The 22,572-nt window shown below is 49.6% G+C and carries 15 protein-coding genes, 3 pseudogenes and 1 CRISPR repeat array; of the genes and pseudogenes, 13 read left to right on the top strand and 5 right to left on the bottom strand.

Translation table 11 applies throughout. From position 1 onward, the window contains the following. Positions 1-49: 49 nt before the first annotated feature. Positions 50-898 carry an NADPH-dependent 7-cyano-7-deazaguanine reductase QueF gene (gene queF / locus ACJHWT_RS17580; RefSeq protein WP_000100411.1) on the bottom strand — a complete coding sequence of 283 codons (849 nt, stop codon included), beginning with the start codon at positions 896-898 and terminating at the stop codon, positions 50-52. 67 nt (positions 899-965) lie between these two features. Between queF and syd the strand changes: the two genes are divergently transcribed. The 7 genes from syd (at position 966) to gudD (ending at position 8,201) form a co-directional block, all read left to right on the top strand. Continuing rightward, positions 966-1,511: a SecY-interacting protein gene (syd, locus tag ACJHWT_RS17575; RefSeq protein WP_000342431.1), complete on the top strand. Its 546-nt coding sequence runs from the start codon at positions 966-968 to the stop codon at positions 1,509-1,511. 621 nt (positions 1,512-2,132) lie between these two features. Further along, positions 2,133-2,462, top strand: coding sequence for a YqcC family protein (locus ACJHWT_RS17570; RefSeq protein WP_000206999.1), 330 nt, complete (start codon positions 2,133-2,135; stop codon positions 2,460-2,462). Continuing rightward, the gene (gene truC, locus ACJHWT_RS17565) at positions 2,462-3,244 is read left to right on the top strand and encodes a tRNA pseudouridine(65) synthase TruC (protein ID WP_000889984.1); all 783 of its coding nucleotides are present in this window, start codon (positions 2,462-2,464) and stop codon (positions 3,242-3,244) included. Before ACJHWT_RS17570 ends, truC begins: the two co-directional genes overlap by 1 nt. 17 nt (positions 3,245-3,261) lie before the next feature. Continuing rightward, positions 3,262-3,711: a flavodoxin gene (locus ACJHWT_RS17560; protein WP_000807756.1), complete on the top strand. Its 450-nt coding sequence runs from the start codon at positions 3,262-3,264 to the stop codon at positions 3,709-3,711. Between the two features lie 434 nt (positions 3,712-4,145). Continuing rightward, complete coding sequence (gene gudP, locus ACJHWT_RS17555; protein WP_000097082.1) at positions 4,146-5,498, top strand: galactarate/glucarate/glycerate transporter GudP; 1,353 nt, start codon at positions 4,146-4,148, stop codon at positions 5,496-5,498. 1 nt (position 5,499) lies between these two features. Next, positions 5,500-6,840, top strand: a complete 1,341-nt coding sequence (locus ACJHWT_RS17550; RefSeq protein WP_000211791.1) for an enolase C-terminal domain-like protein — start codon at positions 5,500-5,502, stop codon at positions 6,838-6,840. 20 nt (positions 6,841-6,860) lie between these two features. Then, positions 6,861-8,201, top strand: a complete 1,341-nt coding sequence (gene gudD, locus ACJHWT_RS17545) for a glucarate dehydratase (RefSeq protein ID WP_000098244.1) — start codon at positions 6,861-6,863, stop codon at positions 8,199-8,201. A gap of 230 nt (positions 8,202-8,431) precedes the next feature. On the opposite strand, the gene barA is transcribed toward gudD, so the two are convergent. Beyond that, positions 8,432-11,188, bottom strand: coding sequence for a two-component sensor histidine kinase BarA (gene barA / locus ACJHWT_RS17540; RefSeq protein WP_000186450.1), 2,757 nt, complete (start codon positions 11,186-11,188; stop codon positions 8,432-8,434). Positions 11,189-11,244: 56 nt separating this feature from the next. Between barA and rlmD the strand changes: the two genes are divergently transcribed. From rlmD to eno, 5 genes are all read left to right on the top strand, one after another. Beyond that, the gene (gene rlmD / locus ACJHWT_RS17535; RefSeq protein WP_410232344.1) at positions 11,245-12,546 is read left to right on the top strand and encodes a 23S rRNA (uracil(1939)-C(5))-methyltransferase RlmD; all 1,302 of its coding nucleotides are present in this window, start codon (positions 11,245-11,247) and stop codon (positions 12,544-12,546) included. A 47-nt stretch (positions 12,547-12,593) separates the two neighbouring features. Beyond that, positions 12,594-14,828, top strand: a complete 2,235-nt coding sequence (gene relA, locus ACJHWT_RS17530; protein ID WP_000226815.1) for a GTP diphosphokinase — start codon at positions 12,594-12,596, stop codon at positions 14,826-14,828. A 95-nt stretch (positions 14,829-14,923) separates the two neighbouring features. Beyond that, positions 14,924-15,715 (top strand): nucleoside triphosphate pyrophosphohydrolase, encoded by a 792-nt coding sequence (gene mazG / locus ACJHWT_RS17525; protein WP_001071634.1) that lies wholly within the window; start codon positions 14,924-14,926, stop codon positions 15,713-15,715. 227 nt (positions 15,716-15,942) lie between these two features. Then, entirely contained in the window at positions 15,943-17,580 is a 1,638-nt protein-coding gene (gene pyrG / locus ACJHWT_RS17520; RefSeq protein ID WP_000210878.1) for a glutamine hydrolyzing CTP synthase, read from the top strand. A gap of 86 nt (positions 17,581-17,666) precedes the next feature. Then, positions 17,667-18,965 carry a phosphopyruvate hydratase gene (gene eno / locus ACJHWT_RS17515; protein WP_000036723.1) on the top strand — a complete coding sequence of 433 codons (1,299 nt, stop codon included), beginning with the start codon at positions 17,667-17,669 and terminating at the stop codon, positions 18,963-18,965. A gap of 59 nt (positions 18,966-19,024) precedes the next feature. Here eno and ACJHWT_RS17510 read toward each other — a convergent pair. Beyond that, positions 19,025-19,898, bottom strand: a pseudogene (locus ACJHWT_RS17510) (TPM domain-containing protein). 13 nt (positions 19,899-19,911) lie between these two features. Further along, positions 19,912-20,054 (bottom strand): annotated as a pseudogene (locus ACJHWT_RS17505) (hypothetical protein). 138 nt (positions 20,055-20,192) lie between these two features. Between ACJHWT_RS17505 and queE the strand changes: the two are divergent. Beyond that, on the top strand, positions 20,193-20,864 hold the full coding sequence (gene queE, locus ACJHWT_RS17500; protein WP_001199973.1) for a 7-carboxy-7-deazaguanine synthase QueE: 672 nt from the start codon (positions 20,193-20,195) through the stop codon (positions 20,862-20,864). Positions 20,865-21,203: 339 nt separating this feature from the next. Next, positions 21,204-21,659: direct repeats of the CRISPR family, unit length 29 nt; unit sequence GAGTTCCCCACGTCAGCGGGGATAAACCG. Positions 21,660-22,296: 637 nt separating this feature from the next. Here queE and ACJHWT_RS17495 read toward each other — a convergent pair. Further along, positions 22,297-22,461 (bottom strand): annotated as a pseudogene (locus ACJHWT_RS17495) (sugar kinase); the annotation flags it as partial. Between the last annotated feature and the right edge of the window lie 111 nt (positions 22,462-22,572).

Here is a 22,572-nt window from a genome sequence, read left to right as displayed (position 1 = left end):
CCTTTCACAACCTTCTGCGTGAATCCAGCACGCAAAATTGAGAAAAAATTTATTGCCGAACCAGTCTTGTGGTCGATGGGACAAAATCGCTATTACTGCGCCACGGGTTAATGTCCAGACCGCCACGACGGGTATAACGTGCGTAAACGCTCAATTTCTCTGGCTGGCAGAAGCGTAACAGGTCATTAAAGATGCGTTCCACGCACTGTTCGTGGAACTCGTTGTGATGACGGAAAGAAACCAGGTAACGCAGCAGTTTTTCTCTGTCAATTTGGCGTCCACGATACTGAATTTGGATCGATCCCCAATCTGGTTGATGGGTGATCAGGCAATTTGATTTCAGCAGGTGGCTGACGAGCGTCTCTTCTACTACTTTTTCGCCACTGGTGGCATTCTCCAGATAGTCAGTAGTGAATTCATAGTTATCGATAGTGATATCCTGGTCATCAATGCAAGTGCCATTGAAATGACCTATCGGTTGGCCTTCCAGTTCATCAAGACGATATAACGCCACGCTAACCTTACCCTGAGCGCAAGTGCTTAAGTCGCGCTCCAGCGTCTGGCGCACCTCATCCCAGTTATTAAAACGCGTCTGGTTAAAACTGTTGAGATAGAGCTTAAAACTCTTCGACTCAATCAGATTTGCGCTGGTGTAATCAAGTTCAACATGACCGACAGCGACCTGCGGCAAACCTTTCGCATTCAGCCAGGAAAGTTCATACAGCGTCCAGATATCCGTACCGTGAAAAGGCAGGTTATCCGCTTTCAGACCCAGCGGGTCGCGATTCAGGCTGCGTGGAACGCCTTGCAGTAGGCTGGCGTCATAGGTATCCCGGTAATCGGTTGATTTTCCAAGAGTCAGGCCCGCAAGTGCCTGATGGTTTGCATAAGAAGACATGTTTCACCGTCATAAACCAGATAAACTAAACGACAAGTGTATCTGGTTTAAGTGAAGAGAGAAATTAGTGGACGATTTGACCGCACAAGCCCTGAAAGATTTTACTGCACGCTACTGCGATGCGTGGCATGAAGAGCATAAAAGCTGGCCGTTAAGTGAGGAACTGTACGGCGTTCCTTCACCGTGCATTATTTCAACTACCGAAGATGCCGTATACTGGCAACCCCAGCCGTTTACCGGGGAACAAAATGTAAACGCGGTTGAACGCGCTTTTGATATTGTGATACAACCCACGATTCATACCTTTTATACGACTCAGTTTGCCGGGGATATGCACGCGCAGTTTGGCGATATCAAACTGACATTGCTGCAAACCTGGAGTGAAGACGATTTCCGTCGGGTGCAGGAAAATCTGATTGGTCATCTGGTGACTCAGAAAAGGCTAAAACTGCCGCCCACGCTATTTATCGCGACGCTGGAAGAAGAGTTAGAGGTCATCTCGGTGTGTAATCTCTCCGGTGAAGTGTGCAAAGAGACGCTAGGAACACGTAAACGGACGCATTTAGCCTCAAATCTTGCGGAATTCCTTAATCAACTTAAGCCTCTTCTGTAATCCAAATACCCCATCTGGTTGTGAGAGATCTCTTACAGACTCTGTAGGAGATCGCCAGGAAATAAGCGAATACTTAAAAAGATAAGAATCGTTATTCTCATTTAAAAACAACATGTTGCTTGTTAATTCTTAACTTTCATATGAAATTTTCCTTAAGGCATTGTCTGTAAGTGCCTTGTAAGACTTCGCGAAAAAGACGATTCTATCTTCGTCGACAGGGAGTCAGACAACGAAGTGAACATCAGGATGATGACACTTCTGAAGGACACACCAGGATGGTGTTTCAGGGAAAGGCTTCTGGATGAAGCGAAGAGGATGACGCAGGACGCGTTAAAGGACACCTCCAGGATGGAGAATGAGAACCGGTCAGGATGATTCGGTGGGTCAGGAAGGCCAGGAACACTTCAGGATGAAGTATCACATCGGGGTGGTGTGAGCAGGAAGCAATAGTTCAGGATGAACGATTGGCCGCAAGGCCAGAGGAAAAGTTGTCAAGGATGAGCAGGGAGCAACAAAAGTAGCCGGAATGCTGCGAAACGAACCGGGAGCACTGTGAATACAGTGCTCCCTTTTTTTATTCCTGCTATCCTTCGCGGCAGTTTTTCTTATTGAGGTTGCTTTATGACCACTCATGACCGCGTTCGTCTCCAGTTGCAGGCGCTTGAAGCGTTACTGCGTGAACATCAGCACTGGCGAAACGATAAACCCCAGCCGCATCAATTTAACAGTACCCAACCGTTCTTTATGGACACCATGGAACCACTGGAGTGGTTGCAGTGGGTGCTGATCCCGCGAATGCACGATTTGTTAGATAACAACCAGCCGTTACCGGGAGCTTTTGCCGTTGCACCCTATTATGAAATGGCGCTGGCGACTGATCATCCGCAACGCGCGCTTATTCTGGCTGAGCTGGAAAAACTGGATGCTCTTTTTGCGGATGATGCGAGCTAATGCTGGAAATACTCTATCAGGATGAATGGCTGGTTGCGGTAAATAAACCCTCCGGCTGGCTGGTTCACCGCAGCTGGCTGGATCGCGACGAGAAAGTAGTGGTCATGCAAACCGTGCGTGACCTGATAGGCCAGCATGTGTTTACTGCTCATCGTCTGGACCGACCCACTTCTGGTGTGTTGTTGATGGGATTATCCAGCGAGGCCGGACGGCTGCTGGCACAACAGTTTGAACAGCACCAAATCCAGAAACGTTACCATGCGATTGTGCGCGGCTGGTTGATGGAAGAAGCGGTGCTGGATTATCCACTGGTGGAAGAACTGGACAAAATCGCTGATAAATTTGCCCGCGAAGATAAAGGCCCGCAGCCAGCAGTGACGCATTATCGCGGTCTGGCGACCGTAGAAATGCCGGTAGCGACCGGACGTTACCCGACCACGCGCTACGGCCTGGTGGAACTGGAGCCGAAAACCGGACGTAAGCACCAGCTCCGTCGCCATCTTGCCCATTTGCGCCACCCGATTATTGGCGACAGCAAACATGGTGATTTACGCCAGAATCGCAGCGGTGCTGAACATTTTGGCCTTCAGCGGTTAATGCTGCATGCCAGTCAGTTGTCATTGACGCATCCTTTTACTGGCGAGCCACTGACTATTCACGCGGGCCTGGACGACACCTGGATGCAGGCGTTATCACAATTTGGCTGGCGGGGTCTGCTTCCTGAAAATGAAAGGGTTGAGTTCAGTGCGCCATCGGGTCAGGATGGAGAGATAAGTTCCTAATCCAGGGAGAAAACGGTATGGCGGAAATTGGTATTTTTGTCGGCACTATGTACGGAAATTCGCTGTTAGTGGCGGAAGAAGCGGAAGCAATTCTGACCGCGCAGGGCCACAAAGCAACGGTATTTGAAGATCCTGAATTAAGCGACTGGCTGCCCTATCAGGATAAGTATGTTCTGGTGGTTACGTCCACGACCGGGCAGGGCGACCTTCCTGATAGCATTGTGCCGCTCTTTCAGGGAATTAAAGATACCCTGGGCTTCCAGCCGAATCTGCGTTATGGCGTGATTGCGCTCGGCGACAGTAGTTATGTGAATTTCTGCAATGGTGGCAAACAGTTCGATGCCTTGTTGCAGGAACAGAGCGCTCAGCGGGTGGGAGAAATGCTGTTGATTGACGCCAGTGAGAACCCGGAACCGGAAACGGAATCAAATCCGTGGGTCGAACATTGGGGCACGCTGTTGTCCTGATACGTTCAGCGAGCGGTAAATGCCGTTTTAGCAGTGCTGAATCGAATCTTTTCAGGCAAATGCCAGTAAAAACTGCTTCATAGTGCGGATTTTTACTGGCGTTTGCCTGGAGTCAAGCGATCCATTTCATACTCTTCTTTATTTCTTCGTTTTAACCCTTCCTTTCTTGTTCTTGTTTTCATTTCCGTGAAGTGGATTCCACCGTCCAGGGCTAATGCCAAAATCGGGCCTCATTGAACGCATTAATGTTGTGTTGTTGCACGGTGAGCCGCTATGGCGCGCTTTTTATACTGCTATTGCCAGATATAAACACGCGCCGCATTCGGCGAACGACCTATAAAAACGGCAAAAAACACCCTACGTCACCTCTGATTTCCTGGCGATGTCGCAGTCCAGAGTGAGCGTGGCTAACGCGAATTTTCAGGAGTGCAACAATGAGTTCTTTAAGTCAGGCTGCGAGCAGTGTGGAAAAACGCACGAATGCTCGTTACTGGATAGTGGTGATGTTGTTTATCGTCACATCCTTCAACTACGGCGACCGCGCTACGCTCTCTATCGCCGGTTCGGAAATGGCCAAAGATATCGGCCTTGATCCTGTGGGAATGGGCTATGTGTTCTCTGCTTTCTCATGGGCTTATGTTATCGGGCAGATCCCTGGTGGTTGGTTGCTGGATCGTTTTGGTTCAAAACGCGTCTACTTCTGGTCGATCTTTATCTGGTCGATGTTTACCTTGCTGCAAGGCTTCGTCGATATCTTTAGTGGATTCGGCATTATCGTTGCCCTGTTTACGCTGCGCTTCCTGGTCGGGCTTGCTGAAGCGCCATCTTTCCCTGGCAACAGCCGCATTGTTGCGGCCTGGTTTCCGGCGCAGGAAAGGGGAACGGCGGTGTCGATTTTTAACTCCGCCCAATACTTCGCAACGGTTATCTTCGCGCCGATTATGGGCTGGTTGACTCATGAAGTGGGCTGGTCACACGTCTTCTTCTTTATGGGCGGTCTGGGCATTGTCATCAGCTTTATCTGGTTGAAAGTCATCCATGAGCCAAATCAACATCCGGGCGTAAATCAGAAAGAGCTGGAGTACATCGCCGCGGGTGGCGCGCTGATCAATATGGATCAGCAAAACACCAAAGTTAAAGTGCCGTTCAGCGTGAAGTGGGGGCAGATCAAACAGCTGCTCGGGTCACGGATGATGATCGGCGTTTATATCGGTCAGTACTGTATCAACGCCCTGACTTACTTTTTCATTACCTGGTTCCCGGTTTATCTGGTGCAGGCGCGCGGGATGTCGATTCTGAAAGCGGGCTTTGTGGCTTCCGTTCCGGCGGTTTGCGGTTTTATCGGCGGTGTGCTGGGTGGGATTATTTCCGACTGGCTGATGCGTCGCACGGGTTCACTGAACATTGCGCGTAAAACACCGATCGTGATGGGCATGTTGTTGTCGATGGTGATGGTGTTCTGCAACTACGTCAACGTTGAGTGGATGATCATCGGCTTTATGGCGCTGGCCTTCTTCGGTAAGGGGATCGGTGCGCTGGGTTGGGCTGTAATGGCTGATACTGCGCCAAAAGAGATCAGCGGTCTTTCCGGTGGCCTGTTTAACATGTTTGGTAACATTTCTGGCATCGTCACGCCAATCGCAATTGGTTATATCGTTGGCACGACTGGCTCCTTTAATGGGGCGCTGATTTATGTTGGTGTTCATGCCTTAATCGCGGTACTCAGCTACCTGGTGCTGGTGGGCGATATCAAGCGTATTGAGCTGAAACCTGTCGCGGGGCAATAAGATGACGACACAATCCAGTCCTGTTATTACTGATATGAAAGTCATTCCGGTCGCCGGACATGACAGCATGTTGCTTAATATTGGTGGTGCACATAACGCATATTTCACCCGCAATATTGTGGTACTCACCGATAATGCCGGGCATACCGGCATTGGTGAAGCGCCGGGCGGAGAGGTGATTTATCAAACACTGGTCAAGGCTATTCCGATGGTGCTGGGCCAGGAAGTTGCGCGCCTGAATAAAGTGGTTCAGCAGGTGCATAAAGGTAATCAGGCAGCCGATTTTGATACCTTCGGCAAAGGTGCCTGGACTTTTGAATTGCGCGTTAATGCCGTGGCGGCGCTGGAAGCCGCCTTGCTTGACCTGTTAGGTCAGGCGCTGAATGTTCCGGTCTGCGAACTGTTAGGGCCAGGCAAGCAACGTGATGCTATTACCGTTCTCGGTTATCTGTTTTATATCGGTGATCGGACCAAAACCGATCTTCCTTATCTGGAAAATACGTCGGGCAACCATGAGTGGTATCAGTTGCGGCATCAGAAAGCGATGAACAGCGAAGCCGTTGTGCGTCTGGCGGAAGCCTCACAGGATCGCTATGGCTTTAAAGATTTCAAACTTAAGGGTGGCGTGTTACCTGGCGAGCAAGAAATCGACACTGTTCGTGCATTGAAGAAACGCTTCCCTGATGCGCGGATTACCGTTGATCCCAATGGTGCCTGGCTGCTTGATGAAGCCATTTCTCTGTGCAAAGGGCTGAATGATGTCCTTACCTATGCGGAAGACCCGTGCGGCGCTGAGCAGGGTTTCTCCGGTCGTGAAGTGATGGCGGAGTTTCGACGGGCGACCGGCTTGCCCGTCGCGACCAACATGATCGCCACCAACTGGCGCGAAATGGGTCATGCGGTGATGCTCAATGCGGTAGATATTCCACTTGCCGATCCGCACTTCTGGACGCTTTCCGGTGCAGTCCGCGTGGCGCAACTTTGCGACGACTGGGGGCTGACCTGGGGCTGCCATTCTAATAACCACTTTGATATCTCTCTGGCGATGTTTACCCATGTGGGCGCGGCGGCACCGGGTAATCCTACCGCTATCGATACCCACTGGATTTGGCAGGAGGGCGATTGTCGCCTGACCAAAAATCCGCTGGAGATTAAAAACGGAAAAATTGCCGTTCCTGATGCGCCCGGTCTGGGCGTGGAACTGGACTGGGAGCAGGTACAAAAGGCGCATGAGGCCTATAAACGTCTGCCTGGCGGTGCGCGTAACGACGCGGGCCCGATGCAGTACCTGATCCCCGGCTGGACCTTTGACCGTAAACGTCCCGTTTTCGGCCGTCATTGATTTTGAAAAAGGACATAAATATGAGTTCTCAATTTACGACGCCTGTTGTTACTGAAATGCAGGTCATCCCGGTGGCGGGCCATGACAGTATGCTGATGAATCTGAGTGGTGCACACGCACCGTTCTTCACGCGTAATATTGTGATTATCAAAGATAATTCTGGTCACACTGGGGTAGGGGAAATTCCCGGCGGCGAGAAAATCCGTAAAACGCTGGAAGATGCGATTCCGCTGGTGGTGGGTAAAACGCTGGGTGAATACAAAAACGTTCTGACGCTGGTGCGTAATACATTTGCCGATCGTGATGCCGGCGGGCGCGGTTTGCAGACATTTGATTTGCGGACCACTATTCATGTAGTTACCGGGATAGAAGCGGCAATGCTGGATCTGCTGGGGCAGCATCTGGGGGTTAACGTGGCATCGCTGCTGGGCGATGGTCAACAGCGTAGCGAAGTCGAAATGCTCGGTTATCTGTTCTTCGTCGGTAATCGCAAAGCCACACCGCTGCCGTATCAAAGCCAGCCGGATGATAAATGTGACTGGTATCGCCTGCGTCACGAAGAAGCGATGACGCCGGATGCGGTGGTGCGCCTGGCGGAAGCGGCATATGAAAAATATGGCTTCAACGATTTCAAACTGAAGGGTGGTGTACTGGCCGGGGAAGAAGAAGCAGAATCTATTGTGGCACTGGCGCAACGCTTCCCACAGGCGCGTATTACCCTCGATCCTAACGGTGCCTGGTCGCTGAACGAAGCGATTAAAATTGGTAAATACCTGAAAGGTTCGCTGGCTTATGCAGAAGATCCGTGTGGTGCGGAGCAAGGTTTCTCCGGGCGTGAAGTGATGGCAGAGTTCCGTCGCGCGACTGGCCTGCCGACCGCAACCAATATGATCGCCACCGACTGGCGGCAGATGGGCCATACGCTCTCGTTACAATCCGTTGATATCCCGCTGGCGGATCCGCATTTCTGGACGATGCAAGGTTCGGTACGTGTGGCGCAAATGTGCCATGAATTTGGCCTGACCTGGGGTTCACACTCTAACAACCACTTCGATATTTCCCTGGCGATGTTTACCCATGTAGCCGCTGCTGCACCGGGTAAAATTACTGCTATTGATACGCACTGGATCTGGCAGGAAGGCAATCAGCGTCTGACCAAAGAACCGTTAGAGATCAAAGGCGGTCTGGTTCAGGTGCCAGAAAAACCGGGGCTGGGTGTAGAAATCGATATGGATCAAGTGATGAAAGCGCACGAGCTGTATCAGAAACACGGGCTTGGCGCGCGTGATGATGCGATGGGAATGCAGTACCTGATCCCCGGCTGGACGTTCGATAACAAGCGTCCGTGCATGGTGCGTTAAGACAGAAAACCAAAACCGGCTCTATCTGGAGCCGGTTTGAGACTGATGCCAAACGCAAAATTGCCTGTTGCGCTACGTATCAGGGCTACATCATTTTTTAATTCATTGAATTTAATTGGTTTTGCAGGCCGGATAAGGCGTTAACGCCGCATCCGGCATAAACACAGGCACTTGTCACCAATCTGAAACCAGCGTCATAAAAATCCGGTTGCTACTCGACAAGACGTCCATTACCCGAGAATTTTGCTGGCTTCGCGCGCTACATTATCCATCTCGTCCAACAGTTCCAGCAGTTCCGGCTCCAAATCTTCTTCTTTAGTACCGCTACGTAACTGTTGTTCGATCAGTTGGCAGAGATTCTTCATACGCGGCACACCGCTATAGCCGCAACTGCCATGCAGTTTATGAATCAAATCAACCAGGCCTTCCGGGTTTTCTCCAACCAGCTGTTCCTCAACTTTGTTGCGAACTTCAGGCAGGAAATCGAGTAACATTTGCAGCATATCGCGCGCTAAATCGGTTTTTCCTGCTGCCTGGCGTAGTGCCAGTTGCCAGTCGAGGGTCGCATTCGGGTTCACCACAATTTCGTTGACTTCGGGCGTCACGACGCGAGAGGAAATACCGCTGCCAGGCTTGTAGCGCAACAACAAATTATGCAATCGCTCTTCTTCAATCGGTTTCGCCAGATAATCGCTCATCCCTGCGCCAAGCAGCTTCTCTTTTTGCCCGGCCATTGCATGCGCCGTTACCGCGATAACCGGCGTTTGTTGCTGATGGGGGAGCTGGTGGATGAGTTCGCAGGCCCGAATGCCGTCCATGTCCGGCATTTGAATATCCATTAAGATCAAATCGAACGGCATCTGTTTCGCCCGTTCAACCGCCTGATGCCCGCTATCGCAAAGTTCCACATGTTGCACCATATCTTCCAGCAATGCGCCGATAAGTTTCAGGTTAGCGGGGTTGTCATCAACCGCCATGACTGTCATTGCCAGCTTACTTTCATCGGTTACAGGCAAAAGCGTGTTTTGTTTGTGATGACAAAATTCCGTCAGGGCAGGCAACAGGCGCGTAGGTGTTAATGGTTTCAGCAGACACGCGCCGATACCATCTTGCTTGAGTTTTTCAGCATTGACTTGTGCATGGCAAGGAAGTGCCAGCATCAGGAAATCGGTCATCGATACCGCTTTCGCTAATCGCTCATGTTGCATTGTTAGCGGCTCGCGGAAGGTCACCGCGATGCCTAACAACATCATGTCGTAATGCGCGGGAGGCAGCGCGGAGAACGTTGGGCTATAAACCACCTCCAGCGGCGTTTCACTTAAAATATCCAGCGTGCATTGCGCTGCTGCGGAGTTTGGTTCGACATAGGCCAGGCGCTTGCCGGCGAGGCACTGGGTGGATGGCCCTTCAATAATAATGTTCGGATTCAGATCGAGATTAATGTGGAACCAGAAAGTTGAACCGCGATTCGGCTGGCTATGAAACGAAATATCGCCGCCCATTTCATTAACCAGTTTTTGTGTAATCACCAGCCCCAGCCCGGTGCCACCATGACGGCGGGAAATACTGGCATCAGCCTGTCGGAAGGCCTGGAATAAGCGCGATTGATCGCGTTCAGGAATACCAATGCCGGTATCCCGAATCTGCACTTCAATCTGCACTTTGGTATTACTCAGCGCACGTTTTTCTACCAGAATATCAATGTTGCCATTCTCGGTGAATTTAATTGCATTCCCCACCAGGTTAGTGATGATTTGCTGTAATCGTAGTGGGTCGCCGATAACGTTATCAGGCACGTCGCTTTTAATATTGAGCGTCAGTTCCAGTCCTTTATCGTGAGAAGAATGTGCCAGCAGGGTAACGACTTCATCCAGCGTGCTGCGTAGTGGGAATGGAATACTTTCCAGAATCAGCTTACCTGCTTCCAGTTTCGAGAAGTCGAGAACATCATTAATAATTGCCAGCAAATTATTTGCCGAACGTTCAATCGTATTCAGGTGATCGCGCTGCGTTGGTGTTAATTCTGTTTTCAGCGTCAGGCGGGTAAAGCCAATAACACCATTCAGTGGTGTACGCAGCTCGTGTGACATATTTGCCAGAAACTCGGATTTAATACGCGCCGCTTCCTGGGCGCGCTTTTTCGCCAGATCCAACTCAACGTTCTGAATTTCCATCTGCTCCAGCGTTTCACGCAGATCGGACGTCGCCTGGTCGATATTGTGCTGCATCTCTTCGTGATAAGCAGCCAGCGACATTGCCATCGAGTTGATACCGTTTTTCAGCATATCCAGCTCGCCGAGCATAAATCCTTCCACCCGGCTGTCGAGTTGCCCGCGACGGATGCGGTCGACAGTATTCACCATGTTGCGAATCGGACCGGTTACATCGCGCATTAAGCGCCAGCCAAAAATAAGCGCAATACCGATACAAAACAGCATCATCACGCTGGAAATAAAGATCTCTTTATATTGCTGCAAGCGAACCGATTTAAGATCCAGCTCCAGCGCAATATATCCCAGCATATTTTGACTATTTTTGGCATCGCTACTGGGCGATTCGTCGGGGGAGTAACTTTCAGAAATAATCGGCGTGCGGAGGATCATTATATCGCCGTCACGAGTGACAGTGAGCTGGCGAGGAAACGGCACGTTGCTGCCGAGCTGCATTGATGAGGGATCAAGATGAAAATTGGAGGTGACAAAGAGTCGGTTATTTTCATCATAAACCGAAATCGCGCGAACAATATCGGAATGGCGACGATGCAGTACGCTTATTAACTGACCGATAGATTCGCGATTTTGCAGGCTCATGCCATATTCAGTAGAAACTGCAAGCGGCTCAATAATGCTGGCTCCGGCATCTTCCAGTTGACGCTGCAAGTCGTTATAGCGATGCACAACGAAAAAGATACTCAGCAATAAACCAATAAGGACGGTCGGTGCCAGGATCAGAATCATCATGCGTGCGCGCAGGCTGTAGTTGGTCATGGAGTTCCGTTATGGGACAATTAAGGTCACACTGTTAAATTGAGAAAGTCTCGCCAATGGCGCAATTCTACTCTGCAAAACGACGCACGACGACGCGTCAGATCATAACTGTTTCAGTCAACGACCTCGACTCTTTTGGTCAGGGCGTGGCACGACATAACGGCAAAGCGTTATTTATTCCTGGATTATTGCCACAGGAAAACGCGGAAGTTACTGTTACTGAAGATAAAAAACAATACGCCCGCGCTAAAGTCGTGCGCCGGTTAAGCGATAGCCCGGAACGCGAAACGCCACGCTGTCCTCATTTTGGCGTATGCGGCGGCTGTCAGCAACAACACGCCAGCGTGGATTTACAGCAGCGAAGCAAAAGTGCGGCACTCGCCCGACTAATGAAACACGAAGTCTCTGAAGTGATCGCCGATGTTCCCTGGGGCTATCGCCGTCGCGCGCGTTTAAGTCTGAACTACTTACCGAAAACACAGCAACTTCAGATGGGGTTTCGCAAAGCGGGCTCCAGTGACATTGTCGACGTGAAACAATGCCCCATTTTAGTGCCCCAACTTGAAGCATTGCTGCCCAAAGTCAGGGCATGCCTGGGCAGCTTACAAGCTATACGCCATCTTGGTCATGTTGAACTGGTACAGGCAACCAGCGGCACGCTGATGATTTTGCGCCATACCGCACCGCTAAGTTCGGCTGATCGCGAAAAACTGGAACGCTTTTCGCATTCTGAAGGCCTGGATCTGTATCTCGCCCCCGATAGTGAGATACTCGAAACCGTCTCTGGTGAGATGCCCTGGTATGACTCAAACGGGTTGCGCTTAACTTTTAGCCCGCGCGATTTTATTCAGGTCAATGCGGGTGTGAACCAAAAAATGGTAGCGCGTGCGTTGGAATGGCTGGATGTACAACCTGAAGATCGCGTACTGGATTTGTTCTGCGGTATGGGCAACTTTACACTGCCATTGGCGACACAAGCTGCCAGTGTGGTGGGTGTAGAAGGCGCTCCGGCGCTGGTGGAAAAAGGCCAGCAGAATGCGCGTCTTAATGGCTTACAGAATGTGACGTTTTATCACGAAAATCTTGAAGAAGATGTCACAAAGCAGCCGTGGGCGAAAAACGGCTTCGATAAAGTGTTGTTGGACCCGGCGCGAGCAGGTGCCGCAGGTGTTATGCAGCAAATTATAAAACTGGAACCTATTCGTATAGTTTATGTATCCTGTAACCCTGCAACGCTGGCTCGGGATAGCGAAGCGTTATTAAAAGCAGGATATACCATTGCGCGACTGGCGATGCTGGATATGTTCCCACACACGGGACATCTGGAATCGATGGTACTTTTCTCGCGCGTTAAATAGTTACGATTTGCCGATTTCGGCAGGTCTGGTCCCTAAAGGAGAGGACGATGGTTGCGGTAAGAAGTGCACATATCAATAAGGCTGGTGAATTTGATCCGGAAAAATGGATCGCAAGTCTGGGTATTACCAGCCAGAAGTCGTGTGAGTGCTTAGCCGAAACCTGGGCGTATTGTCTGCAACAGACGCAGGGGCATCCGGATGCCAGTCTGTTATTGTGGCGTGGTGTTGAGATGGTGGAGATCCTCTCGACATTAAGTATGGACATTGACACGCTGCGGGCGGCGCTGCTGTTCCCTCTGGCCGATGCCAACGTAGTCAGCGAAGATGTGCTGCGTGAGAGCGTCGGTAAGTCGGTCGTTAACCTTATTCACGGCGTGCGTGATATGGCGGCGATCCGCCAGCTGAAAGCGACGCATACCGATTCTGTTTCCTCCGAACAGGTCGATAACGTTCGCCGGATGTTATTGGCGATGGTCGATGATTTTCGCTGCGTGGTCATCAAACTGGCAGAGCGTATTGCTCATCTGCGCGAAGTAAAAGACGCGCCGGAAGATGAACGCGTACTGGCGGCAAAAGAGTGCACCAATATCTACGCGCCGTTGGCGAACCGTCTTGGGATTGGGCAACTGAAATGGGAGCTGGAAGATTACTGCTTCCGTTATCTCCACCCGACCGAATACAAACGCATCGCAAAACTGCTGCATGAACGCCGTCTCGACCGCGAACACTATATCGAAGAGTTTGTCGGCCATCTGCGCGCTGAGATGAAAGCTGAAGGCGTTAAAGCTGAAGTGTATGGCCGTCCGAAACACATCTACAGTATCTGGCGCAAAATGCAGAAAAAGAACCTCGCCTTCGATGAGCTGTTTGATGTGCGTGCGGTACGTATTGTCGCCGAGCGTTTACAGGATTGTTATGCCGCACTGGGGATAGTGCACACTCACTATCGCCACCTGCCGGATGAGTTCGACGATTACGTCGCTAACCCGAAACCAAACGGTTATCAGTCTATTCATACCGTGGTTCTGGGGCCGGGTGGCAAAACCGTTGAGATCCAAATCCGCACCAAACAGATGCATGAAGATGCAGAGTTGGGTGTTGCTGCGCACTGGAAATATAAAGAGGGCGCGGCAGCTGGCGGCGCACGTTCGGGACATGAAGACCGAATTGCCTGGCTGCGTAAACTGATTGCGTGGCAGGAAGAGATGGCTGATTCCGGCGAAATGCTCGACGAAGTACGTAGCCAGGTCTTTGACGACCGGGTGTACGTCTTTACGCCGAAAGGTGATGTCGTTGATTTACCTGCGGGATCAACACCGCTGGACTTCGCTTACCACATCCACAGTGATGTCGGACACCGCTGCATCGGGGCAAAAATTGGCGGGCGCATTGTGCCGTTCACCTACCAGCTGCAGATGGGCGACCAGATTGAAATTATCACCCAGAAACAGCCGAACCCCAGCCGTGACTGGTTAAACCCAAACCTCGGTTACGTCACAACCAGCCGTGGGCGTTCGAAAATTCACGCCTGGTTCCGTAAACAGGACCGTGACAAAAACATTCTGGCTGGGCGGCAAATCCTTGACGACGAGCTGGAACATCTGGGGATCAGCCTGAAAGAAGCAGAAAAACATCTGCTGCCGCGTTACAACTTCAATGATGTCGACGAGTTGCTGGCGGCAATTGGTGGCGGGGATATCCGTCTCAATCAGATGGTGAACTTCCTGCAATCGCAATTTAATAAGCCGAGTGCCGAAGAGCAGGATGCCGCCGCGCTGAAGCAACTTCAGCAAAAAAGCTATACGCCGCAAAACCGCAGTAAAGATAACGGTCGTGTGGTGGTAGAAGGTGTCGGTAACCTGATGCACCACATCGCGCGCTGCTGCCAGCCGATTCCTGGAGATGAGATTGTCGGCTTCATTACCCAGGGGCGCGGTATTTCAGTACATCGCGCCGATTGTGAACAACTGGCGGAACTGCGCTCCCATGCGCCCGAACGCATTGTTGACGCGGTATGGGGCGAGAGCTACTCCGCCGGATATTCGCTGGTGGTCCGCGTGGTGGCTAATGATCGTAGTGGGTTGTTACGTGATATCACGACCATTCTCGCCAACGAGAAGGTGAACGTGCTTGGCGTTGCCAGCCGTAGCGACACCAAACAGCAACTGGCGACCATCGACATGACCATTGAGATTTACAACCTGCAAGTGCTGGGGCGCGTGCTGGGTAAACTCAACCAGGTGCCGGATGTTATCGACGCGCGTCGGTTGCACGGGAGTTAGTCTTACATAGCTGGATATGGCGTCAGCCGTATCCAGCGATATCTTTTACTCGAAGGTATTACACCTGACGGACCCGCAATTTTCAGGACATTCTAATGAATCAAATCGACCGTTTGCTCACCATCATGCAGCGCCTGCGCGACCCGGAAAACGGCTGCCCGTGGGATAAAGAGCAGACATTTGCCACCATTGCGCCTTACACCCTTGAAGAAACCTACGAGGTGCTGGACGCCATCGCCCGTGAAGATTTTGACGATCTGCGCGGTGAACTGGGCGATCTGCTGTTCCAGGTGGTGTTTTACGCACAAATGGCCCAGGAAGAAGGGCGCTTTGATTTTAATGATATTTGCGCTGCGATTAGCGATAAATTAGAACGCCGTCATCCACATGTTTTTGCTGACGGTTCTGCCGGAAACAGCCGCGAAGTTCTTGCTCGTTGGGAGCAAATCAAAACTGAAGAGCGCGCGCAAAAAGCGCAGCATTCGGCGCTGGACGATATCCCTAGTAGTTTACCCGCCTTAATGCGCGCACAAAAAATCCAGAAACGTTGCGCCAACGTTGGCTTCGACTGGACGACGCTTGGCCCGGTAGTCGATAAAGTCTACGAAGAGATCGATGAGGTGATGTACGAAGCGCGGCAGGTTGTTGTCGACCAGGCTAAACTGGAGGAGGAAATGGGTGACCTGCTGTTTGCCACAGTCAATCTGGCTCGTCATTTAGGGACAAAAGCGGAAATCGCATTGCAAAAAGCGAACGAAAAATTCGAGCGTCGTTTTCGCGAAGTGGAGCGTATTGTTGCCGCGCGTGGACTGGAAATGACAGGTGTTGACCTCGAAACAATGGAAGAAGTCTGGCAACAGGTAAAACGGCAGGAAATTGATCTCTAAGGGAATTACGTGGTCAAGCGCGATTTGTGTCATTTTTTAAATGACAAGCGCTTGATTTGCGTCAAAAACATTTACCCCAAAGGGGCTATTTTCTCACTCCTGATTTCAATAGTGCGCTGGCGAAGAGGAGGGATAATGAAAGTTTGTGGCACAGGTCATGTTCGGGTATACTGCTTTCCCGTCCTGGTTATTCCATCGTCTTTTCAACCTAACTTCTCAGGTTCAGCATGACAACGAACTATATTTTTGTGACCGGCGGGGTCGTATCCTCTCTGGGTAAAGGCATTGCCGCAGCCTCCCTCGCAGCCATTCTTGAAGCCCGTGGCCTCAATGTGACCATCATGAAACTGGATCCGTACATCAACGTCGATCCAGGTACTATGAGCCCAATCCAACACGGGGAAGTGTTCGTTACTGAAGACGGCGCTGAAACCGACCTGGACCTGGGGCACTACGAGCGTTTCATTCGTACCAAAATGAGCCGCCGCAACAACTTCACCACGGGTCGTATCTACTCTGACGTTCTGCGTAAAGAACGCCGCGGTGACTACCTCGGCGCAACCGTGCAGGTTATTCCGCACATCACTAACGCAATCAAAGAGCGCGTGCTGGAAGGCGGCGAAGGTCATGACGTAGTACTGGTCGAAATCGGCGGTACTGTAGGTGATATCGAATCCCTGCCGTTCCTCGAAGCGATTCGCCAGATGGCTGTTGAAATTGGCCGTGAGCACACTCTGTTTATGCACCTGACGCTGGTGCCGTACATGGCAGCGTCTGGTGAAGTCAAAACCAAACCGACTCAGCACTCTGTAAAAGAGCTGCTCTCCATCGGTATCCAGCCTGACATCCTGATTTGTCGTTCAGATCGCGCCGTTCCGGCGAACGAACGTGCGAAGATTGCATTGTTCTGTAATGTTCCGGAAAAAGCGGTTATTTCTCTGAAAGACGTCGATTCCATCTATAAAATTCCGGGCCTGTTGAAATCTCAGGGGCTGGACGATTATATTTGTAAACGATTCAGCTTAAACTGCCCGGAAGCAAATCTGTCCGAATGGGAACAGGTTATCTTCGAAGAAGCGAATCCGGTAAGTGAAGTCACCATCGGTATGGTCGGCAAGTACATTGAACTGCCGGATGCTTATAAATCAGTGATCGAAGCACTGAAACACGGTGGGCTGAAGAATCGTGTCAGCGTCAACATCAAACTGATCGATTCACAAGATGTTGAAACGCGCGGCGTTGAAATCCTTAAAGGTCTGGACGCAATCCTCGTACCTGGCGGTTTCGGCTATCGTGGCGTAGAAGGCATGATTACGACCGCGCGTTTTGCGCGTGAGAACAATATTCCTTATCTGGGTATTTGCCTGGGTATGCAGGTGGCGTTAATTGATTACGCTCGCCATGTTGCCAACATGGAGAACGCCAACTCTACGGAATTTGTGCCAGACTGTAAGTACCCGGTTGTGGCGCTGATTACCGAGTGGCGCGATGAAAACGGCAACGTTGAAGTTCGTAGCGAGAAGAGCGATCTCGGCGGTACCATGCGTCTCGGCGCACAGCAGTGCCAGTTGGTTGACGATAGCCTGGTTCGCCAGCTGTACAATGCGCCGACAATTGTTGAGCGTCATCGTCACCGTTACGAAGTCAACAACATGCTGTTGAAACAGATTGAAGATGCAGGTCTGCGCGTTGCGGGCCGTTCCGGGGATGATCAGTTGGTCGAGATCATCGAAGTTCCGAATCACCCGTGGTTCGTGGCTTGCCAGTTCCATCCGGAGTTTACTTCTACTCCACGTGATGGTCACCCGCTGTTTGCAGGCTTTGTGAAAGCCGCCAGCGAGTTCCAGAAGCGTCAGGCGAAGTAAGAAAAAAGTTAGAACGGCAACGCGTACCCTAGGTACGCGTTGTTTGTCTGGAGTTTCAGTTTAACTAGTGACTTGAGGAAAACCTAATGTCCAAAATCGTAAAAATCATCGGTCGTGAAATCATCGACTCCCGTGGTAACCCGACTGTTGAAGCCGAAGTACATCTGGAGGGTGGTTTCGTCGGTATGGCAGCTGCTCCGTCAGGTGCTTCTACTGGTTCCCGTGAAGCTCTGGAACTGCGCGATGGCGACAAATCCCGTTTCCTGGGTAAAGGCGTAACCAAAGCTGTTGCTGCGGTAAACGGCCCGATCGCTCAGGCGCTGATTGGCAAAGATGCTAAAGATCAGGCTGGCATTGACAAGATCATGATCGACCTGGACGGCACCGAAAACAAATCCAAATTCGGCGCGAACGCAATCCTGGCTGTATCTCTGGCTAACGCCAAAGCTGCTGCAGCTGCTAAAGGTATGCCGCTGTACGAGCACATCGCTGAACTGAACGGCACTCCGGGCAAATACTCCATGCCGGTTCCGATGATGAACATCATCAACGGTGGTGAGCACGCTGACAACAACGTTGATATCCAGGAATTCATGATTCAGCCGGTTGGCGCGAAAACTGTGAAAGAAGCCATCCGCATGGGTTCTGAAGTTTTCCATCACCTGGCAAAAGTTCTGAAAGCGAAAGGCATGAACACTGCTGTTGGTGACGAAGGTGGCTATGCGCCGAACCTGGGTTCCAACGCTGAAGCTCTGGCTGTTATCGCTGAAGCTGTTAAAGCTGCTGGTTATGAACTGGGCAAAGACATCACTCTGGCGATGGACTGCGCAGCTTCTGAATTCTACAAAGACGGTAAATACGTTCTGGCTGGCGAAGGCAACAAAGCGTTCACCTCTGAAGAATTCACTCACTTCCTGGAAGAACTGACCAAACAGTATCCGATCGTTTCCATCGAAGACGGTCTGGACGAATCTGACTGGGACGGTTTCGCATACCAGACCAAAGTTCTGGGCGACAAAATCCAGCTGGTTGGTGACGACCTGTTCGTAACCAACACCAAGATCCTGAAAGAAGGTATCGAAAAAGGTATCGCTAACTCCATCCTGATAAAATTCAACCAGATCGGTTCTCTGACCGAAACTCTGGCTGCAATCAAGATGGCGAAAGACGCTGGCTACACTGCAGTTATCTCTCACCGTTCAGGCGAAACTGAAGACGCTACCATCGCTGACCTGGCTGTTGGTACTGCTGCAGGCCAGATCAAAACTGGTTCTATGAGCCGTTCTGACCGTGTTGCTAAATACAACCAGCTGATTCGTATCGAAGAAGCTCTGGGCGAAAAAGCACCGTACAACGGTCGTAAAGAGATCAAAGGCCAGGCATAAGTCTGACTTTATCTGATTTAAAAATGCCAGCCTTCGGGCTGGCGTTTTTTATGGTTGAGTTACCAGCGACCGGACGCGCCGCCACCGCCAGAAGAACCGCCCCCGCCGCTAAATCCGCCGCCACTTGAGCCGCCACCGGAACCGCTGTTGTCTGAATGATAACTTCTACCAGATGCTTTTTTTCTGAAGTACACATAAACAGGTAAAGACCATAATGGTGGTGAAAGTAAAAAAGAAGAAAAATACAGCAATGGAAAAAGTTTTATCGGAGAACAGGAATAAATCTAAAAGATAGATTGCTGAAATACAGACACTGCTTTTACATGCGCGACAAAAATTACTGCCTTGATGAAAAAACCAGAAAGGGAAGAACATCACTGCAAATACCCAAAAAATAGCAAAGTAGTAATGATCGCTGGAAGACGCTGATTCACTTTCTGAAGGATTAGCCGAATATTGGTGTTGTGAAGTGAGTTGGTTATTCAAAGCGATTATAGCTAACTCTAATCCCTTAGCTAATTTTTGTTGTTTAAATGCGGGTATCATGTTGCTACGGATGATATCTCCAGCCAGAGCATCGGTTACCTTTTCTTCCAGCCCATAACCTACCTGGATGCGGACAGTGCGATCCGACCAGGCAACAATGATCAGTATCCCATCATTGCGTTTGGCATCTCCTAAACGCCAATTGTTAAAAACCCTTGTAGCATATTGTTCAATTGTCTCGTCTTTGGTTGTGGGAATAATTAATACAGCAATTTGTACTTGGGTATTATTGAAAATAGATTCTAACTTCCGCGTCAGTTCTTTCTTTTCTTGTGAGTTTAAGCTACTCGTAAGATCCGTAACTTGTTGCTGTAATTGTGGGACAATAGTTGGTTGGGCTGCAACAAAGGAACACACGAATGTGAATATTAGTATGAAATAGCGCATTATAAATGTCCCATTAAAGCTGGATAAATAAATTGACGGCGGCATCGGTAATTTGAGATTCGTTATAATTAAAAACGAACACAGAAAAAAATAAGTATAATTTTGGTGAATGTTTTTGACATGATTAAATCCCTTTACTTTATTTATTTCTGACATAATACGTTACTCCCTTTTATTATTAACGATCTGTTTCTCATTTTTCTTTAAACCTGCCTGTAACAGAATGTTAATAAGACATGATTGTTGTGGCAGGATCTGCAATAATTAACAATTATCCACTTCACAGAGAATGCTATGCAGTACCCGATTAACGAGATGTTCCAGACCCTGCAAGGTGAGGGTTACTTTACCGGCGTCCCCGCCATTTTTATTCGTTTACAGGGATGCCCGGTTGGCTGTGCCTGGTGCGACACCAAACACACCTGGGAAAAGCTTGAGGATCGGGAAGTCTCCCTTTTCAGCATTCTGGCGAAGACCAAAGAGAGTGATAAGTGGGGGGCTGCGAGCAGTGAAGATTTGCTGGCTGTCATTGGTCGCCAGGGATACACCGCACGGCATGTGGTGATTACGGGTGGTGAGCCTTGCATTCATGATTTGCTGCCACTGACTGATCTGCTCGAAAAGAACGGTTTTAGCTGCCAGATCGAAACCAGTGGTACTCATGAGGTACGCTGCACACCGAATACCTGGGTTACCGTATCACCAAAGTTGAACATGCGCGGCGGCTATGAAGTGTTGTCACAGGCACTGGAGCGAGCCAACGAAATCAAGCATCCAGTGGGGCGCGTACGTGATATTGAAGCACTGGATGAACTACTGGCAACGCTGACCGATGATAAACCGCGAGTCATTGCACTGCAGCCGATTAGCCAAAAGGATGATGCCACACGTTTGTGCATTGAAACCTGCATTGCGCGTAATTGGCGTTTGTCGATGCAAACACATAAATATCTAAATATTGCCTGATTAAACATTTATAAGCGTTATAAATGGGTGGAACCTGTAAAGACTTCTACTCATTTATATTGTTTGTCGCCTCTGAAAACTCATCCATCTTGCCCATCCTGAACTAATCATTATCATTCTCTACAAATTCTGTGGCGTTAATTTTTCGCTGGAGTGAAAATTATTGCGGTAAAGTTTGGTAGATTTTAGTTTGTATAGAGTTATTTTAAATATTTACCTTTTTAATCAATGGATTAAGTGCTCTTTAACATAATGGATGTGTTGTTTGTGTGATACTGTAAAGTTGGTAGATTGTGACTGGCTTAAAAAATCATTAATTAATAATAGGTTATGTTTAGAGAGTTCCCCACGTCAGCGGGGATAAACCGACGTAACAAAACAACAGCAAAATATTATCGACGAGTTCCCCACGTCAGCGGGGATAAACCGGCAATTAATTTAGTTCCAGATGCTGCGAAAGAGAGTTCCCCACGTCAGCGGGGATAAACCGTTGGTCACTCGTCAAAAGTCGAGACGGTCGAAGAGTTCCCCACGTCAGCGGGGATAAACCGAATGATTGATATAAATCTGTGTACGGTGTCCGGAGTTCCCCGCGCCAGCGGGGATAAACCGCTAGGATAAATTAAAAGACAAAATTGCAGCAAGAGTTCCCCGCGGCAGCGGGGATAAACCGGAGCGACCAGTATCAAGATCGACAGGTTTTGCGAGTTCCCCGCGCCAGCGGGGATAAACCGATCGATATGTACGTTAGCGAGGGGATCACGCAGAGTTCCCCGCACCAGCGGGGATAAACCACCATATAACCCGTTATCTCTTTCTCAAGTTTTTATATTAGCTGTACTTGTAATAAGCAACATATCCACATAACACCTCATGTTCAAAATAGTTCTCCATGCCAGATAAGTTCACAATTATCGATACAAAAAATCAAATTTAATCAAAGTGTTATTTGTATAACCCTTAAACCGTTAAGAAATTTTAATCTATTATTTTTTTAATATTAATTAATGCCTGTTAATTTTTTCTTTAGAATAACAGTGTATTTTTTAAGCTTGTTATTCATTGATTAAGTAATAAATCTGGAAATTTGTCTTTGTTTTGAGGCTAATGAGTGGTTTTACATAACCGCCTCTATAGGCTGTTGATGAATAGTTCTTATGAATAAAGATATCCAGTTCATACTTTAAGTGAAAATTGATAAAGTGCGATTCGTATTGTCTTTTATTCTAAAGACATCGAGTGTAGTTAATATTCCTTGTAAAAACAGGGATAAACCGAACTAGTTAAAGTTTTTATTATGTTCCCTGCATCAGCGGGGATAAACCGGACTTGTTATCATTTTTTAAGTTGTCGAACTTATGTTCCCCGCGTCAGCGGGGATAACCATTCAGGTATGTTCAGGCCGGGCATTTTCCCGCCCGGCCTTCCTCACTTACGCATTCGACCAGCTCTGGATCGAATCCGCATTCCCCAATTCCCCATGCATCACTTCATACGATTTTTTCAGGATCACATCAGTGTGCTTGGTTAGGTCTTTGAAAATGCCTTTATTCATCGCGTCGTAGCGTTTGGCGTTGCTCTCAACAGGCATAAAGATTGAACCGCCCCGGGTTTCCTGGAGAGTGTTTTATCTGTGAACTCAGGCTGCCAGATCATCGTTTCCGATGGAAGCATAATAAGCTTTTTCTGCTTCTGCCGGAGGAGTATG

The organism is Escherichia sp. WS338, from assembly GCF_046486405.1.
Lineage (GTDB): Bacteria > Pseudomonadota > Gammaproteobacteria > Enterobacterales > Enterobacteriaceae > Escherichia > Escherichia coli.
Note: the sequence above shows the minus strand (reverse complement) of the source record. Positions and strands in the feature narration are given on the sequence as shown.

What these genes read in the sequence shown, in the direction of transcription:
- queF (WP_000100411.1), bottom strand. Translation starts at nt 898, where the DNA reads ATGTCTTCTTATGCAAACCATCAGGCACTTGCGGGCCTGACTCTTGGA.
- ACJHWT_RS17570 (WP_000206999.1), top strand. Translation starts at nt 2,133, where the DNA reads ATGACCACTCATGACCGCGTTCGTCTCCAGTTGCAGGCGCTTGAAGCG.
- truC (WP_000889984.1), top strand. Translation starts at nt 2,462, where the DNA reads ATGCTGGAAATACTCTATCAGGATGAATGGCTGGTTGCGGTAAATAAA.
- ACJHWT_RS17560 (WP_000807756.1), top strand. Translation starts at nt 3,262, where the DNA reads ATGGCGGAAATTGGTATTTTTGTCGGCACTATGTACGGAAATTCGCTG.
- gudP (WP_000097082.1), top strand. Translation starts at nt 4,146, where the DNA reads ATGAGTTCTTTAAGTCAGGCTGCGAGCAGTGTGGAAAAACGCACGAAT.
- ACJHWT_RS17550 (WP_000211791.1), top strand. Translation starts at nt 5,500, where the DNA reads ATGACGACACAATCCAGTCCTGTTATTACTGATATGAAAGTCATTCCG.
- gudD (WP_000098244.1), top strand. Translation starts at nt 6,861, where the DNA reads ATGAGTTCTCAATTTACGACGCCTGTTGTTACTGAAATGCAGGTCATC.
- barA (WP_000186450.1), bottom strand. Translation starts at nt 11,188, where the DNA reads ATGACCAACTACAGCCTGCGCGCACGCATGATGATTCTGATCCTGGCA.
- rlmD (WP_410232344.1), top strand. Translation starts at nt 11,245, where the DNA reads ATGGCGCAATTCTACTCTGCAAAACGACGCACGACGACGCGTCAGATC.
- relA (WP_000226815.1), top strand. Translation starts at nt 12,594, where the DNA reads ATGGTTGCGGTAAGAAGTGCACATATCAATAAGGCTGGTGAATTTGAT.
- mazG (WP_001071634.1), top strand. Translation starts at nt 14,924, where the DNA reads ATGAATCAAATCGACCGTTTGCTCACCATCATGCAGCGCCTGCGCGAC.
- pyrG (WP_000210878.1), top strand. Translation starts at nt 15,943, where the DNA reads ATGACAACGAACTATATTTTTGTGACCGGCGGGGTCGTATCCTCTCTG.
- eno (WP_000036723.1), top strand. Translation starts at nt 17,667, where the DNA reads ATGTCCAAAATCGTAAAAATCATCGGTCGTGAAATCATCGACTCCCGT.
- queE (WP_001199973.1), top strand. Translation starts at nt 20,193, where the DNA reads ATGCAGTACCCGATTAACGAGATGTTCCAGACCCTGCAAGGTGAGGGT.